The sequence below is a fragment of the Bacillus cereus group sp. BfR-BA-01330 genome (assembly GCF_022663885.1).
In the GTDB taxonomy this organism is placed as follows: domain Bacteria; phylum Bacillota; class Bacilli; order Bacillales; family Bacillaceae_G; genus Bacillus_A; species Bacillus_A cereus.
Genome location: NZ_JAKUGK010000003.1, coordinates 280196 through 296233 on the forward strand (window position 1 = coordinate 280196; position 16038 = coordinate 296233).

Below are 16038 nucleotides of genomic sequence, written 5' to 3' on the forward strand. Positions count from 1 at the left end.
ATTGCATGAAAAAAGTCTCCTCTTGTAGAAAGAGAAGACTCTATATAAGTTTATAGGAACATCATACCTGCAACTGCTGCATTTAAGAAGTTCGCTAATGTACCAGCGATAACTGCTTTAATCCCTAATTGTGCAATTTGTTTACGGCGAGTAGGAGCTAGCGTTCCTGTTACACCTAATTGAATTGCGATAGAAGAGAAGTTTGCGAATCCACAGATTGCGAATGTTAAAATTAGATTTGTTTTGTCAGAGAACTCTGCCATGTGTGGTCCTAAGTTTGCGTATGCAACGAATTCGTTGATTGCAAGTTTTTGACCAATAAAGCTTGCTGCTTGTACAGCTTCACCAGGAGAAACCCCGATTAAGATTGCAAATGGTGATAATAAGTAACCGAAGATTAAATCAAGGCTAAGTTTAATATCGAACAGAGAACCAATCAATCCTAATAATCCATTTAATAAAGCGATTAATGCGATGAAAGCCATTAACATTGCTGCTACGTTAATAACAAGTTGCATACCTTCAGATGCACCGCGTGCAGCTGCGTCGATAACGTTTGCGTCTTCACGTTCTGTAGAAAGTTCAACGTTATTATCTACTTTTTCTGTCTCAGGCATAATCAGTTTCGCAATTAATAAGCTTGATGGAGCTGCCATTATTGCAGCCGCTAATAAGTGCTCTAACGGAATACCCATTGCTGCATAACCGACGAGAACAGATCCAGCAACAGCTGTCATACCGCTTACCATAATAGCGAAGAATTCACTATTTGTTAAACGTGCTAAGTAAGGTTTAATTAAAATTGGAGCTTCAGTTTGTCCTAAAAATACAGTCGTTACTGAGTTTAAGCTTTCTGCTTTAGAAGTTCCAAGAAGTTTACTTAATGCGCCACCAACGACGCTAACAAATTTCTGCATAATACCAAAATGATATAAGATTGCTACTAATGAACTAATAAATACGATTGGAAGTAGTGCTTGAATAAAGAATACAAATCCCCAAGGTCCTTTTGCGTTGACTAAATCCCCAGCAACGAACTTAATTCCCTCGTAAGAAAAATTAATTAATCCTTGAACACCGTCAGCAGCGTGTTTTAAACCTGCTTTACCAGCATCCCATCGTAATACGATAAATGAAAATGACATTTGTAATGCTAGCGCGATTAAAATTGTGCGCCAATTAATAGCTTTGCGGTTGGAAGATAGTAAGAATGCAATTGCTAATACTCCAATCACGCCGCCAATTCCCCATAAAAGATTCATGCAGTGTATGCTCCTTCCTCATAGTAAAAACAGTGTATAAACCAGTTGTCTATACGTTTACGAATATAACATCTTAAGTAACTTATCATAATGGACATCGGAGGTCAAACGTCTAATGAAAAGTTTAAATAAAAAGAAAATTCTTCAAAAAAACACATATGAAATAAATAGACATGAAATAGGTTATGTTTTTTATGGGAATATATACATTATGATAACGTTATGGATTGTTTTTGCAGAATAAAGTGTATGAAATGGAAGAATAGATACATTATTTTTGTAGAGGGAAGCTAGGGGAAAGGGAGTAATATGTTGAACTCATAGCAAAAAGCCTTCTAGTAAACTAGAAGGCTTTGAAACTATTAATTAAGGTGCTTTCGTGTATCCTAAGAAGTGGCTCTTCCAATAAGAGTTACTTAATGAAGCGATTGCTACACCTTTATCTCCAGCTTGGATAAATGATCCGCCCCCAAGGTAAATACCCATGTGAGAAGGGCCAGATTTATAAGTGTTTTGGAAATAAATTAAGTCACCAGGTTGTGGACTTGAAGTTTTTGGTAGGCTACTCCAATATCCTGCAACACTTTGGCGGCTAATGTTATGACCAAATTTCTTAAATACGTGGTAGATGTAACCACTGCAGTCAACACCGTTAGCAGAAGTTCCACCCCAAACGTATGGTACACCTTGCATTGATTTTGCGTATGCAAGTACGGAAGAACTGTCGCCGCTATTATTACCTGTATTATTATTGTTGTTATTGTTTTGATTGTTATTTTGGTTATTGTTAGGCTTATTATCTACTGCGCCTCCAACTGGTGTTTTAGATAGGTAACGTGTTCCGATATAACCAGTTTGACCGTTGTAGTTAATTTTGCTCCATCCAGAGTTTTCAGAGATTACTTGAACCTTCTGACCTTGTGGAAGTGCGCCTATGATTCTATAATTTGTACCTTCGCCGCTACGTACATTTAGTGCAGAAGCATTAATGTAGTAGTCACCAATTGCACCTTGGTTAGGTTTTTCAGGTTGTTTTGGTTGCTCAGGAGTAGTAGTGCCACCTTTAACGAATTTTACAAATTCGCTGCTAACAAAGCCTGTTTTTCCTTGGTAATTTACTTTAAACCAACCGTTTTCAGATCCAACTACGTTTAATGTTGTACCGTTTAAAACGCCACCAATTACACTATGGTAAGCGGCAGGGCCTGTACGAACACGTAAAGATGTAGCGTTAACTACGTAAGAACCACCAGTTTGAATAGTTCCATTATTGTTTTGCTCTTGTTTGTTGCCTTCTGTAACGTTTTCGTTAGAACCGCCTTTTGTTACGTAGTCTTTGCTTATATAAGCAGTTTGTCCTGCGTAATTGATTTTGAACCAATCTTGAACTTCGCCAACAACTTGTACTACTTGTCCTTTTTTGACAGAACCTACAGTTGTGTGAGAAGTGCTAGGACCTGTACGAACACGAAGGGAAGATACATTTACTGTATAGTTTCCGCTTGCTGGTTTTACTTCTTGGTTGTTATTATTCGTATTGTTGTTTGAAGAACCCCCAGTAGAAGAAACGCCAGATACGAATTCGCCACTTACATAACCTACTTGTCCATTATGGTTAATTTTCACCCAACCATTTTCTTGTCCAATTACGTTTAATGTTTGTCCTGCATATACACGTCCAGAAACAGAACTAGAAGTGTTAGGAGCTGTACGTACACGTAATACATCAGCGGTAACTTTATTGTTTCCACCTGTGCTTACATTATTGTTTGCTGCTCCACTTTTTGATACAAATTCGCCACTAACAAAGCCTGTTTTTCCGTTAATGTTAATTTTGAACCAACCATTTTCTTCGCCAATCACGTTTAGTGATTGACCGTTATAAACGCGTGAGATGATGTCGTGAGAAGTGCTTGATCCCGCACGAACATGTAAGACGCTCGCGTTTACCGTATAAGATGAGTTGTTTGACGCAGAAGCTTGGACAGTTGTAGCAGCTTTTTGTGTATTTTGTTCAGGTGCAGCTTGAACACTATCAAGTGTAGGTGCTGCTCCTCCTGCTACAGACACTGCCGCAAGACCGGCAAGATACTTTTTCATAATTTGTCGATTCCTTTCTGTCTGTAATGTAGTGAAGAAATATTTACCAACTGTTAAAAATTCTAAAGAGCATGTCGATTACTGTCAAGGCTTATGTGGGAATCTGAATATGACAAAAAGATTACAAGAAAAAATCAAGGTATAAATTTACACCTTGATTTCCATTTAAATGCATATATTGAATATAAAAGGACAGAAATTATTCGTGTTTAAGAAGATGACATATTGGATTGTAACAAGATTTTATTAAAAGATTTTTGCAGTTTTTTGGTGATAGGTCCAACTTGCCCATCTTGAATCGCGGTTCCATCAAGGTGGGTCATTGGTAAAATTTCAATTGTTGTGCCTGTAAAAAAGCATTCATCTGCTTGATAAACGTCACGAACGCTGAAAAGTTCTTCCTGTACAGGAATGTGAAGAGTATTCGCTAAAGAAAGGACATATTGACGAATAATGCCATTTAAAATAAGGTGATTGGCTGGATGTGTGTAAAGAGTTCCATTTTTAATTAAAAAGAAGTTGGAATGGCTTCCTTCCGTTACAATACCATTCCTTACGAGAAGTGCCTCTTTACAGCCTTTCCGTTCAGCTTTCGTAGCAGCTAGTACGTTTGGTAATAAATTTAATGATTTAATGTCACAGCGTAGCCATCGAGTATCGGGTTCTGATATAGCGCGTATACCATATTCAATCCATAAGGCTGGTCTTTCTTTTTTTGTAATATAGGCATAAATTGTCGGAGGGGTGTCATATGAAAATACATGTGTGCGAGCTTGTACACCACGAGATACTTGCAAATAAATTGTGCCATCTTCGTGGAAATGGTTTCGTTCAATTAATTTGTAAAGTAAAGTGATGAGCTCAGCTTTTGAGAAAGGGAGCGATAATTCTACTTCTTCCATGGATCGATATAATCTCGTTATGTGCGGATCTAATAAGTGAAAGTTCCCTTTATATAGGCGAATAACCTCGTAGACACCATCTCCGAACTGCGAACCTCTCTCTTCAAGTTCTATGTACGTTTGTTGTTTTGTTGTATCAATAACTTCATCATTCCAAAGTACAAATTTTTCGTATGCCAATTTCCGTCCCATCCTTTCGTAAGTACGTAAGTAATGTGAAACTTTCATTCATGCGAGATAAAAATCACTATAGTAATTTTTATGTAAGCAATTCTCTACATATGACCGTATATGTATTTGTAAATCATAGAGAAGTAAGGATGGTTTACCCCGCATTAACGGGCAGTAAAACTCCTACTTAAAAATTCGGGTGGAGCAAAGAAGTGAATTGGGCGAATAACTGCCCGTAGCTGCCCGATTGGTGAGGGCTGATTAAAGTTTCACTTTACAGCATTTTGTATATACAAATTCGAAAATAAGAATGAGAATCCTGCTTTTAAATAAAAAAAAGCAACATTCTTATGGAATGCTGCACAAGGAGGGTAGCTATCTTTCATAGGGACATTGTCTCGTTGAATGTTTTGTGTATGGAAACAAAACATGTTGAAAGACAATTATAAGAAAGTAGAAACAAAAGATTTACACACTTCTTTAAGGGATCTTACGAAAGATGAGAGATAAGAAATATGTAGAACCTCGTTTACATATTTTATTATAGAGATTCTTCATTAACACTATGTGAATATTTGGTAAAGGTTATGTAATTTTAAAGTTAATGAATATAAGTAGTTGTATGGAAGAAAATAAAAAAAGAGGCTGAGATTACTCAGCACTCTTCTTTTCTTCTTTAATAACTGTTTTTACTTCACCAGTTTTGATCTTATTACTTTCAGAGAAGCGAAGTAAGTCACCTTCAATGATTTTATCAGACATGTTCAATTCATTTTGGGCGCGATCAATTAGTGGTTGAGATTCTTCTTTCGGTAATTGTACAACTTCGCCAGTAGCACGGTCATAGAATGTACTGTTTGTGTACATGTATTTATCTGTAACGAAGCTACCGTCACGAAGAACAACGAATCCTTTATTATCAGGTGAGAATACATCATGACCGAATCGAACGTCATTTGTAGAATCTACACCAAGTAAGTTTAGAATAGTTGGTTTAATGTCAATTTCACCAGTTGGTTTCGAAATTGTTTTACCTTCTTTTTGACCTGGAACGTGAATAAACATCGGTGTTTTTTGTAAGTTCATATGGTCAAATGCAGTGATTTCTTCTTTTCCTAAGAACTGTGCCATTGCACGGTTATGGTTTTCAGAAATACCGTAGTGGTCACCGTAGAATACGATTACTGAGTTGTCGTAAATACCTTCTGCTTTTAGACGCTCAATAAAGTGTTTCATTGCTTCGTCTAAGTAACGAGCAGTTACCATGTAACGGTCAAATACTCCATCACCAGAATTGTATTCGTCGATTAATTTTGTACTGTCATCGTAAGTGAATGGGTAATGATTCGTTAAAGTAAGGAAGCGAGTATAGAATGGTTGCTTCACTTGTTTTAACATATCAATAGATTGATCGAAGTACTCGATATCTTTTAATCCCCAGTTTAATTTTGTTTCTGGTGTAATCTTGTAGTCAAGTTCGTTGTAGTAACGATCATAACCAAGTGCTGGATACATAATGTTACGGTTCCAGAATGTTGCGTTGTTTGCGTGGAATACCGACGTGTGATACCCTTGCTGACGTAAAATTTCTGGAGTTGCTGTATATTCATTGTTACCGTGTGTGAAGAATACAGCACCGCGGTCTAGTGGATATAACGAAGTATCTACTAGGAATTCAGCATCAGATGTTTTACCTTGACCAGTTTGATGGAAGAAGTTATCAAAGTAATAACTTTCTTTCGTAAATTGGTTTAAGAATGGTGTAACTTCTTGTCCGTTAACTGTTGCACCAATTAAGAATGTTTGTAATGACTCAAGAGAGACAACAATTACGTTTTTCCCTTTTGCAGTACCGAACATATTTGGATCTGGTTTACTTTGTGTTGTTTTTACGTAGTTTTCTGTTTCTTGTAATTTACTACCGTCAGCGAACGCTTTTTGTGAACTTGATTTTGCTTGTAAGCCAAGATCGTATACTTGGTGTACATATAATCCTAAGTTTTTAACAAGCATAACGCGGTCGAATGAACGTGTTAATAGTTCTGGGCGTTCAGCTTCTGCAAGTCCTAAGTTTGCGAAGAAAATAGCAACTGTTGATACGAAGTATAGAGAACGCATCGGGCGTGCTACACGCTCTGTAGGTGCAAAGTTCTTCATTTTCTTTAATAGAACGAAGAAAACGATAATGTCTGCAAATGCAAGGATAATTTTGTAGTTAAATAATTCTTTCACACTAGAACCTAAACTTCCGAAGTTAGATGTTTGTCCTAGCACCGGTAATGTAACGAAGTCATTGTAGAATCCGTAGAACATTACGTTACCAACAAGAACGATTGTTAAGACAAAATTAATTCCAAGTGCTATATAGTTACGTTTTTTCCCTTTTGCAAATAATGCAAGACCAACAAGCAGTAATGATGCTGCTAATGGGCTAAGGAATAAAATGAATTCTTGCATGAAAGATTCAAGTTTTAAGTCAAAGCTTGTGCGTGTAATAAGGTAAGTTTTTAGCCATAAGGCTAAAGCTACGAATACAGTGAAACGCACATTTTGAAATTGTGATTTCAAGGTTTCTTTCATTCATTTCCACCCTTTCTCTATCAGGCTTGGTCGATTTTGGAGCGAAAAATGCTAAAATAAAAAATACATAGTTTTCTTGGCCATAATTAAAGGTTCTATATTCACCCATATACGACTATAACTATGCATACCCTTTTGGTTTCTTTTGTTGCTCATAAGCATAACGTCATTTCTGTATTATACAACAAAATTCATTTCTGAGAAACACTATAACATTTTACATTTTTTGTATAAGATTTGTCACTACCAGAGAAAACTTTAACATTCGTTTATATGTCCGTCAACTAGAAAATATAACAAAGGTAGAGCAGAATGTTAAGTAGAAGTGAAAATTTTCTTTGTTGAGAAATAAGAAACGAAGATGGGTAAGGGTTATCTAGAAATCTATTATATGAAGGAAATCGTGTGAAAATTAACGAACACTTGTTCTTTTTTGGTTTGTTTGTTACAATAAAAGTTCATTGATAGGTTTTGTGTAATTTCCATGAACTTTTACTGATAACATATTGTAGCTTATTTCTTTTTAAAAATAGGGAGGCTTTTTACATGAAACAAAAATTTTCAGTTGAAGCGTTTTGGAAGAAAGTAAAACATGTTGCAAAGCAAGCTGGGCAGTCGGTCATTTATGCAAGTTTATTACTGTTTTACGTTTTGCAAAGACCCGATGTTCCAAAACGAGTGAAAATTATTGTAATTGGAGCACTTGCTTATTTTATTGCACCGATTGATGCGATTCCAGATTTCATTGCTGGAATTGGCTATACGGATGATTTAGGGGCGTTAACGGCCGCACTAATACAGGTGTCGTTATACGTCAATGAAGATGTGAAAGATAAGGCACGAGTGAAGTTGGCAGAATGGTTTGGTTCGGATATAGACACAACATTTATCGATCAGAAATTAGGTCAATAGGTGAAACCTGTCATAAGGTGACAGGACGAACGTAAGCGAGGAAGTGCATTATGCCATCAGGAAGAACGCATACGAAAATAAACTTAATATCCCTTCCGGTTGTTTTGTTTTTTCTCTTTTCGTATGGATTAACAAATTTTGATTTTTTATTAACTTTTGCAATTGGTTTTTTAGTAGGTACTTCATTTTTAACACCAGATTTAGATACGTACAGTAATGCTTATAACAAATGGGGTTTCTTACGTATATTTTGGTATCCTTATAAAAAAGTAATGCCGCATCGATCTTTCTTTACGCATACGATTATACTTGGTGATGTGATTCGTATTGCGTACATGTTAATCGTCTTTTCTCCATTTTTATTTCTATTAAATGTAATCGCACTGGATGGTAATTTAATAGAAATTGCGAAGAAACATGAGGTTGAAATTGTAACGTTCTTAATGGGAATTGTTGTGGCAAGTACGCTTCACATTATAGCGGATAAAGTGAATACGCGCCGAAAGAAAATGATGAGAAAAAAGAAGAAACGCAGAAGATAAAGTGAACGAATTAGGAAAAGGACCCTTGCAATTTGCAAGGGTCCTTTTTTAAACAAACGTTTGTTTAAAATTAAGCTTTCAGCACTTTAATTCCTTTTACAATGTTCCAGATGAAGTAGTATAAGCTGATGATTCCGCAAATAGCTAAGACAATCATTGATCCAATTCCAAGTGTTACATCTGCTTGGTCAGATCCCATGCCCATAATTCCTAAAATGGCTACGCCGATAAATGTAGCAATACTTGGAATGATGTGTGTCCATAGAGCACGTTTTGCATGTGGCTTTGTTTCAGCGTCCCCCACAATCCAAACGATAATTGGGAATAAGATAGGGGCAAATAGTACACTAAAGTACGATAAAGCAGCTAATATTTTGTTTCCATTCATATATATCACCTCATAAATAATGTCCGTTGTTATACTATTATTATGCAATAAATTTTGCAAGCTTTCTATCGATGAACATTACAGGAACATGACGATTTTGTAAGATTTTTTCGTTAAATGATAAAATTTTCAAAAAAATCTTTTTTAATGGAAATTGTTATGGTACAGTATAAATGAAAGTTGTTGAAAACGTTTTCTTAAACGTTTTTTTATTTTAGACTTAAAGGTATGATGACCTGATAGTCTATTGATGAGGTTATTCTATTTAAAAGGGGATTCTTTAGGGGGAGAGAACAATGAACACATGGACACAAGTTTATGATCCATTCGGAAACATTTGGATTTCGGCAGCGGTAGCACTTATTCCGATTATCTTTTTTTTCTTAGCTTTAGCAGTTTTCCGCATGAAAGGGTATGTGGCAGGATTTATTACAGTTGTACTTACAGTTTTAGTAGCGTTATTCGCTTATAAAATGCCGTTCACGATGGCAATGGCAGCGACCGGATATGGTTTCTTATACGGATTATGGCCAATTGCTTGGATTATCATTATGTCGGTATTTTTATATAAAATTTCTGTGAAAACAGGTCAATTCGATGTGATTCGTGCATCGGTATTATCGATTACGAGCGATCATCGTCTACTCGTTATTTTAATTGGATTTTCATTTGGAGCATTTTTAGAAGGAGCGGCAGGATTTGGGGCACCAGTAGCGATTACAGCAGCACTTCTTGCGGGGCTTGGGTTAAATCCTTTATACGCAGCAGGTCTTTGTTTGATTGCAAATACTGCACCAGTGGCGTTCGGAGCGATGGGAATTCCGATTACAGTTGCTGGACAAGTAACAGGTATTGATCCACATAAAATTGGACAAATGGCTGGGCATCAATTACCGTTCCTATCATTATTTGTGCCATTCTTTATCGTATTTTTAATGGATGGATTTAAGGGGATACGACAAACGTGGCCTGCGTTATTTGTAGCGGGTAGTTCATTTGCGATTACGCAGTTCATTACAGCGACATTTTTAGGACCAGAACTTCCGGATATTACATCGGCACTTGTAAGTTTAATTAGTTTAGCGCTGTTCTTAAAAGTTTGGCAGCCGAAAGAAATTTATCAATCTGGGCAAGCAAATAGTGAAGTAGCAGCAACAACGACAGCGGCATCGATGCCGAAATTAACGTTTGGAAAAGTAGTGAAGGCATGGTCCCCATTTATCGTATTAACGGTTATGGTAGTCATTTGGAGCCAAAGTTTCTTTAAGGCATTATTCACTCCAGGAGGGGCTTTAGAAAGTCTTGTATTTAAGTTTGAAATTCCAGGTCTGCATAATCTAGTAATGAAAGCAGAGCCAATTGTAAATAAACCAACGCCTTACGAGGCAATTCTGAAGTTTGATGTATTATCGGCAACCGGAACAGCGATTTTAATTGCTTGTATCATTTCCATGTTTATTTTGAAAATGAATGTAAAAGATGCAGTAGTGACATTTAAAGAAACGTTAAGCGAATTAAAAATGCCAATTCTATCTATCGGATTCGTACTAGGGTTTGCATTTATCGCAAACTATTCTGGTCTATCTTCCACGTTAGCGTTAGCATTAGCTGGAACTGGCGGACTATTCCCGTTCTTCTCACCATTCTTAGGCTGGATTGGCGTATTCCTAACAGGGTCTGATACGTCTGCGAATGCACTGTTCTCAAATTTACAAGCCATTACAGCGCAGCAAGTCGGCGTATCTGAAGTGCTTCTCGTTGCAGCAAATACAACAGGCGGTGTAACAGGTAAAATGATTTCCCCGCAGTCGATTGCGATCGCTTGTGCAGCGGTTGGTCTTGCTGGAAAAGAATCGGATTTGTTCCGTTTTACAGTGAAGCATAGTTTGTTCTTCGTAATTATTGTTGGTATTATGACTTATGTTCAGGCTTATTATTTAACGTGGATGATTCCATAAACAACAAAAGAAATAAACTTTTAATTTTCCAAATTATGGTGTATGATAGAAAAGTATTGAAAATTAAATCAGTGATAAACTAGGGGTGCCTAACGTATGCGTAGGCTGAGAGAGAAGCGCGTGAACTTCTTAACCCTTTGGACCTAATCTGGCTCGTACCAGCGTAGGGAAGTTAACGGCTTTACATAATGATGTCTTTATGAGCCAGGTCCTTATTTTTTTATGGACCTGGCTCTTTTTATGGAAGATGCGCAAATTGGGAATACCGACAGTAGTGGATAGGGTTGTTCAACAAGCAATCAGTCAAGTGCTTGGTTCAATATTTGAAAAACAATTTAGCGAATCTAGTTACGGCTTTAGACAAGGGCTCTTTTATGTTTGTATTTCGGAACTTCATCATATTTCTTTAAATAATAAGCACGGTAAGTAGCTTCACGAAATTGTACAGAGTTGGTAGCTTCAACCATGTAATAACGAAGATACTGGTTTCCCGTTCGTGTCATGGGTGTTCGTTCCGATTCAAAGTTTCCAGATTGCGATTTTTTCTAGTAAAGACCGGTGTATTTGGCCAATTGTTCTTCGTTCTCAAAGCGTTCAATTTGTCCAACTTCCGCAATGATTCCCGTGGCGTATACGACTCCAATGCCTGGAACACTTGTTAAATATCTCGCTTCTGGAATGGCTTAGAATAAAGCAGTAATGCTTTTTTCTATCTCTTTGATTTGTTTTTTCAATGTTTGAATCAATCGTGCATAAGTGGCTAATACAACGTCCACAGAGTCTTGAACGACCTTACCTAGTCGGTAGGAGTCACGTATGGCTTTCTTGATGGTTTTCGCTAAATCTTCCGGATCGCTAAAGCGTCCTTTCCCCTTTTTCTGAAGAAGAGTAGCGAGTGCTTCTAGATCCATTTCTGCGATTTCATCCAACGAAAGGGAATCTGAGAGTATTTCCATCATCGTCGCACCAAAAACAGAGGTATTTAACTCTTTCGATAACGTATTACATTTGTAGTAAAGGTTCTTCAGAAAGTGTTGCTTACATTCTGTTTGCTGGTGAACGAGTTGATATCTAGATCGTGTTAAACGTTGAAGGGCAACGTATTTTTCCTCCTTGATAAGAAACTTATTATACCGTCCGATTCGTAAAAAATCGGCAATACGGAAAGCATCTATTTTATCGGTCTTATCTTCTTCAAAGAGTTTTTTATACCGATGGATGGCTTTTGGATTTTGTACGACCACTTCCACGTCTAAAGCCCTCAAATCCTTATCTTCCGTTAGGAACATGGAAGGACGGAAACTATAGACGGAAGTAGATTCCATACCAATGACAATTTTTTTATAGTTGTACAACTGATGAAAATGGAGAACATCCTCCTTAATGGCATTGGCACCATTCACATCGTTTGAAAGACAAATTTCTTTCAAAACAGTGTCATGACTGTCAAGAAAACATACATCAAGTTTTTCAAAGCTTACATCAATAGCTACGAATAATCTCAAAGAAAGGACCTCCTTTCTTTGAATAGTATTTGGAATGAGCTTGGATACTGTGGGATCTCCCTAGAGTCAAAAACATAGCCACAACCTCGCGTATGAGTATTCAATGATTGCCTTCATCTAAGCTGCCCCTCCCACCATTATGAGAGGTAAGTGAAGGAAACCGATACAGCTTGTGCGTATGCAGTGCATTTTGGTCTGGGTCACAGTCTTTTAACGTGGTCGAACTACAGGAGGAGTAAGCATATTCCCGATGGATCCATTTCCACACTTCCATTATCTGGGGAAATCCCCCAGTATCCAAGACTAAATTTTACCCATACATCATTTTTTTGATGTAGCTCTTGAAGATAAAAACTATTTAATTTTCAAGGAACAGTTATTAACTTAAAACTTATTATACGAGGAGGGTGTATCATGAAAAAAATATGCTTTGTATTAATTGTCGACGCTGGTATAAATTATGGTTCAATATTTTCTCTACCATTTTTAAGGAATCAGGATGATTTGAAGGAATATTTTTCTAATTATTATGATGTTTCAATTAATTATATTAGGGATAAAAACTCAGTTGACTATTTGGTAGTTCCCAAACCGTGTCCAGCTTTTGATAATGAAAATAATCTTCCAATAATTGAAGTACCAGCAATCTTATTTATGGAAAAGAATTTTGAAAAAATAAAGACTTATATAGACAATTATTTTTCTAATAACTCATAAAGAAAATAAAAGTACAGTAAAAAGAAGTCCGATAAAAAACGAGTGGTGTAGAATATTTCTATTAATCATTCGTTTTTTATTATATTTACATATATTTTTTAAAAGAGGATTATAGACGTTCTGAAAAAAAATTATAACAAGAACAGTGTTCGTGCTACTATCTACGGTTATTTTTTGTACTAAGTACCCCTTTAACTAACAAGACAACAAAAAAATAATTAACATATTAAGGGAATTACGTTACAATAAATGTAAGAGATTTTTCTTTGAGTTTTAGCTCTGAATAATAAAGATAGTTAAATCACTAAATGGAGGAGCAGGTCAATTTTGTTCCTTGTATAGTAAATTGTTACCTATCTCTATTGCAGGTTGTATGGCAGGTAACAGTAGCAGTTGTAGCGAAATACAGCAGAGACAAAGGCTCTTTGGCAAACGGGACTGATGAATGTATTTGGCAAGTAAAAAATGGTTCTTCCCGGAGTTAGTTGAAAAGTCTCATTCTCTCCAAAAGTAGAATCTTTGTCCGCAATGTGGAGAATTTGCATCGACCATACATGATTCTTTTAATAAGCTTTAACTTGTTTATGCTCCCTTCGGCAAGACCATTATTATTCTCATAAGTTACCGCATTTCTGACAGCTTCAATATCCCGGGCTAATCCATTCGTAAAGCTCTTAAACTCTTGTATATTAGTATTCTTAATTTTCTTAATACAATGGTTGAGATTCTCAACACTCTTTGTGGTGAAGATGTTTTTAAACTCCCATTTTAAATCATAAACTATTTTTACAATAGGGTGTTCTTCGTAATTATTGTTGGTATTATAACGTATGTTCAAGCATATTATTTAACGTGGATGATTCCATAAAGAGAAAAAGAAATAACCTTTGCATTTTTCAGATTATCGTGTATGATGGGAAAGTATTGAAAATTAAATCAGTGATAAACTAGGGGTGCCTAACGTATGCGTAGGCTGAGAGAGAAGCGCGTGATCTTCTTAACCCTTTGGACCTGATCTGGCTCGTACCAGCGTAGGGAAGTTAACGGCTTTACATAATGATGTCTTTTATGAGCCAGGTCCTTATTTTTTTATGGACCTGGCTCTTTTTATTTTGGCATGCGCTGGCCATATCTCGTCCTTGTCACGAACAGGGGAGGCAACAAAGGTTATGAAACAGTCTGTTTCAGCTGAGCAAATTGAATTGAAATCGAGTTTACCAGGGAGTAAGAAAGTATATGTGGATGGACCACGCGCAGGCATGAAAGTGCCGATGCGTGAGATTGAACAAAGCGAAACGAACGGCATCCCAAATCCTCCAGTCCGTGTGTATGATACGAGCGGTCCTTATACGGATCCGGCGTATAAAGTGGAGCTGGAAAAGGGAATTCCAACGCCGCGTCATTCTTGGATCATGGAGCGCGGGGATGTAGAGGCATATGAAGGGCGCGAGGTGAAACCAGAGGATGATGGTGTGAAAGTGGCTTCGAAACATACACCTGTTTTCCCGCAAATGGATCGCCAGCCGCTTAGAGCGAAGCAAGGTGCAAATGTTACGCAAATGCATTATGCGCGTAATGGCATTATTACGTCTGAGATGGAATACGTTGCAATTCGTGAAGGAGTAGAGCCGGAGTTTGTTCGTAAGGAAATCGCAGAAGGCCGCGCTATTTTACCAGCGAATATTAATCATCCAGAAGCAGAACCGATGATTATCGGGCGTAATTTCCACGTGAAGGTAAATGCAAATATAGGAAACTCTGCTGTATCTTCTTCTATTGCAGAAGAAGTAGAGAAGATGACGTGGGCAACGCGCTGGGGTGCAGATACGATTATGGATTTATCTACAGGTAAAAACATTCATACGACGCGTGAGTGGATTATTCGTAATGCGCCTGTACCAGTTGGAACTGTGCCGATTTATCAAGCGCTTGAAAAGGTAAATGGAATTGCAGAAGATTTAACATGGGAAGTGTACCGTGATACGTTAATTGAGCAAGCGGAGCAAGGCGTTGATTACTTTACGATTCACGCTGGTGTATTGCTTCGTTACATTCCAATTACTGCAAAGCGTACGACAGGTATCGTTTCGCGTGGTGGTTCGATTATGGCGCAGTGGTGTTTATTCCATCATAAAGAAAACTTCCTATATACTCATTTTGAAGAGATTTGTGAAATTATGAAGCAGTACGATGTTTCGTTCTCTCTTGGAGATGGATTACGTCCAGGATCGATTGCAGATGCAAATGACGAAGCACAATTCTCTGAGCTTGAAACACTTGGTGAATTAACGAAAATTGCTTGGAAACATGATGTGCAAGTTATGATTGAAGGGCCTGGGCATGTACCGATGCATTTAATTAAAGAAAATATGGAGAAAGAGCTTGATATTTGTCAGGGCGCGCCGTTTTACACACTTGGGCCGCTAACGACAGATATTGCACCAGGTTATGACCATATTACATCGGCGATTGGAGCTGCTATGATTGGCTGGTTTGGAACAGCGATGCTTTGTTATGTAACGCCGAAAGAACATTTAGGTTTGCCAAACAAAGATGATGTACGCACGGGTGTTATTACGTATAAAATTGCAGCGCATGCGGCTGATCTTGCGAAAGGACATAAAACGGCTCATCAGCGTGATGATGCACTTTCAAAAGCACGCTTCGAATTCCGTTGGCGCGATCAATTTAATTTATCTTTAGATCCTGAACGTGCGATGGAATATCATGATGAAACATTGCCTGCAGAAGGGGCAAAGACAGCTCACTTCTGTTCAATGTGTGGACCGAAGTTTTGTAGTATGAGAATTTCACATGATATTCGTGAATATGCAAAAGAAAATGATTTAGAAACGACAGAAGCAATTGAAAAAGGAATGAAAGAGAAAGCAGAAGAATTTAAAGAAGCTGGTAGTCATTTATATCAATAACACGTTACACCTCTTTACTTGATTGATCACACTGTAGTACCTAACTTTATTATAGAAGAATCCCCATTTGC

General features: G+C 37.2%; 13 protein-coding genes, 2 pseudogenes and 2 riboswitches. Of the genes and pseudogenes, 7 read left to right on the forward strand and 8 right to left on the reverse strand.

Annotated features, from left to right (window positions below; all coding sequences use genetic code 11):
* Positions 1–50: 50 nt before the first annotated feature.
* The 4 genes from MR112_RS10515 to MR112_RS10530 form a co-directional block, all read right to left on the reverse strand.
* On the reverse strand, positions 51–1262 hold the full coding sequence (locus MR112_RS10515) for a NupC/NupG family nucleoside CNT transporter (RefSeq protein ID WP_001051015.1): 1212 nt from the start codon (positions 1260–1262) through the stop codon (positions 51–53).
* A 366-nt stretch (positions 1263–1628) separates the two neighbouring features.
* Complete coding sequence (locus tag MR112_RS10520; protein ID WP_075676757.1) at positions 1629–3362, reverse strand: C40 family peptidase; 1734 nt, start codon at positions 3360–3362, stop codon at positions 1629–1631.
* A 209-nt stretch (positions 3363–3571) separates the two neighbouring features.
* Entirely contained in the window at positions 3572–4456 is an 885-nt protein-coding gene (locus MR112_RS10525) for a D-amino-acid transaminase (protein WP_078186980.1), read from the reverse strand.
* A 630-nt stretch (positions 4457–5086) separates the two neighbouring features.
* Positions 5087–7015, reverse strand: coding sequence for an LTA synthase family protein (locus MR112_RS10530; RefSeq protein WP_000665358.1), 1929 nt, complete (start codon positions 7013–7015; stop codon positions 5087–5089).
* 546 nt (positions 7016–7561) lie between these two features.
* Here MR112_RS10530 and MR112_RS10535 point away from each other — a divergent pair.
* Both MR112_RS10535 and MR112_RS10540 read left to right on the forward strand, forming a co-directional pair.
* Complete coding sequence (locus tag MR112_RS10535; RefSeq protein ID WP_000810369.1) at positions 7562–7927, forward strand: YkvA family protein; 366 nt, start codon at positions 7562–7564, stop codon at positions 7925–7927.
* Between the two features lie 50 nt (positions 7928–7977).
* Entirely contained in the window at positions 7978–8469 is a 492-nt protein-coding gene (locus tag MR112_RS10540) for a metal-binding protein (protein WP_001139056.1), read from the forward strand.
* 70 nt (positions 8470–8539) lie between these two features.
* On the opposite strand, the gene MR112_RS10545 is transcribed toward MR112_RS10540, so the two are convergent.
* Positions 8540–8857, reverse strand: a complete 318-nt coding sequence (locus MR112_RS10545; RefSeq protein WP_001014096.1) for a magnetosome magnetite crystal formation protein family — start codon at positions 8855–8857, stop codon at positions 8540–8542.
* Positions 8858–9153: 296 nt separating this feature from the next.
* On the opposite strand from MR112_RS10545, the gene lldP reads away from it, so the two are divergent.
* A complete protein-coding gene (gene lldP / locus MR112_RS10550; RefSeq protein WP_071740933.1) occupies positions 9154–10815 on the forward strand; it encodes an L-lactate permease in 1662 nt (553 codons plus the stop codon).
* Between the two features lie 71 nt (positions 10816–10886).
* Positions 10887–11002: riboswitch (TPP riboswitch) on the forward strand.
* Between the two features lie 69 nt (positions 11003–11071).
* Positions 11072–11245 (forward strand): hypothetical protein, encoded by a 174-nt coding sequence (locus MR112_RS29050; RefSeq protein ID WP_006925833.1) that lies wholly within the window; start codon positions 11072–11074, stop codon positions 11243–11245.
* Here MR112_RS29050 and MR112_RS28885 read toward each other — a convergent pair.
* Both MR112_RS28885 and MR112_RS10560 read right to left on the reverse strand, forming a co-directional pair.
* A pseudogene (locus MR112_RS28885) lies at positions 11172–11495 on the reverse strand (transposase). The gene MR112_RS29050 and the pseudogene MR112_RS28885 sit on opposite strands and share 74 nt — an antisense overlap.
* A gap of 3 nt (positions 11496–11498) precedes the next feature.
* Complete coding sequence (locus tag MR112_RS10560) at positions 11499–12320, reverse strand: IS110 family transposase (RefSeq protein ID WP_370658486.1); 822 nt, start codon at positions 12318–12320, stop codon at positions 11499–11501.
* Positions 12321–12734: 414 nt separating this feature from the next.
* Here MR112_RS10560 and MR112_RS10565 point away from each other — a divergent pair, with 414 nt between their 5' ends.
* Complete coding sequence (locus tag MR112_RS10565; RefSeq protein WP_095689990.1) at positions 12735–13037, forward strand: hypothetical protein; 303 nt, start codon at positions 12735–12737, stop codon at positions 13035–13037.
* Between the two features lie 481 nt (positions 13038–13518).
* Here MR112_RS10565 and MR112_RS10570 read toward each other — a convergent pair whose 3' ends face one another.
* On the reverse strand, positions 13519–13830 hold the full coding sequence (locus MR112_RS10570; protein ID WP_370658478.1) for a transposase: 312 nt from the start codon (positions 13828–13830) through the stop codon (positions 13519–13521).
* 3 nt (positions 13831–13833) lie between these two features.
* Here MR112_RS10570 and MR112_RS28890 point away from each other — a divergent pair.
* Together MR112_RS28890 and thiC are read left to right on the forward strand one after the other, a co-directional pair.
* Positions 13834–13905, forward strand: a pseudogene (locus tag MR112_RS28890) (L-lactate permease); the annotation flags it as partial.
* 71 nt (positions 13906–13976) lie between these two features.
* Positions 13977–14092: riboswitch (TPP riboswitch) on the forward strand.
* A 114-nt stretch (positions 14093–14206) separates the two neighbouring features.
* Complete coding sequence (gene thiC / locus MR112_RS10575) at positions 14207–15967, forward strand: phosphomethylpyrimidine synthase ThiC (RefSeq protein ID WP_000814450.1); 1761 nt, start codon at positions 14207–14209, stop codon at positions 15965–15967.
* Positions 15968–16038: the final 71 nt, after the last annotated feature.

Coding starts and splice junctions, on each gene's coding strand:
- MR112_RS10530 (WP_000665358.1), bottom strand. CDS start 7,015: ATGAAAGAAACCTTGAAATCACAATTTCAAAATGTGCGTTTCACTGTA.
- MR112_RS10540 (WP_001139056.1), top strand. CDS start 7,978: ATGCCATCAGGAAGAACGCATACGAAAATAAACTTAATATCCCTTCCG.
- lldP (WP_071740933.1), top strand. CDS start 9,154: ATGAACACATGGACACAAGTTTATGATCCATTCGGAAACATTTGGATT.
- MR112_RS10515 (WP_001051015.1), bottom strand. CDS start 1,262: ATGAATCTTTTATGGGGAATTGGCGGCGTGATTGGAGTATTAGCAATT.
- MR112_RS10545 (WP_001014096.1), bottom strand. CDS start 8,857: ATGAATGGAAACAAAATATTAGCTGCTTTATCGTACTTTAGTGTACTA.
- MR112_RS10535 (WP_000810369.1), top strand. CDS start 7,562: ATGAAACAAAAATTTTCAGTTGAAGCGTTTTGGAAGAAAGTAAAACAT.
- MR112_RS10520 (WP_075676757.1), bottom strand. CDS start 3,362: ATGAAAAAGTATCTTGCCGGTCTTGCGGCAGTGTCTGTAGCAGGAGGA.
- thiC (WP_000814450.1), top strand. CDS start 14,207: ATGAAACAGTCTGTTTCAGCTGAGCAAATTGAATTGAAATCGAGTTTA.
- MR112_RS10565 (WP_095689990.1), top strand. CDS start 12,735: ATGAAAAAAATATGCTTTGTATTAATTGTCGACGCTGGTATAAATTAT.
- MR112_RS10525 (WP_078186980.1), bottom strand. CDS start 4,456: ATGGGACGGAAATTGGCATACGAAAAATTTGTACTTTGGAATGATGAA.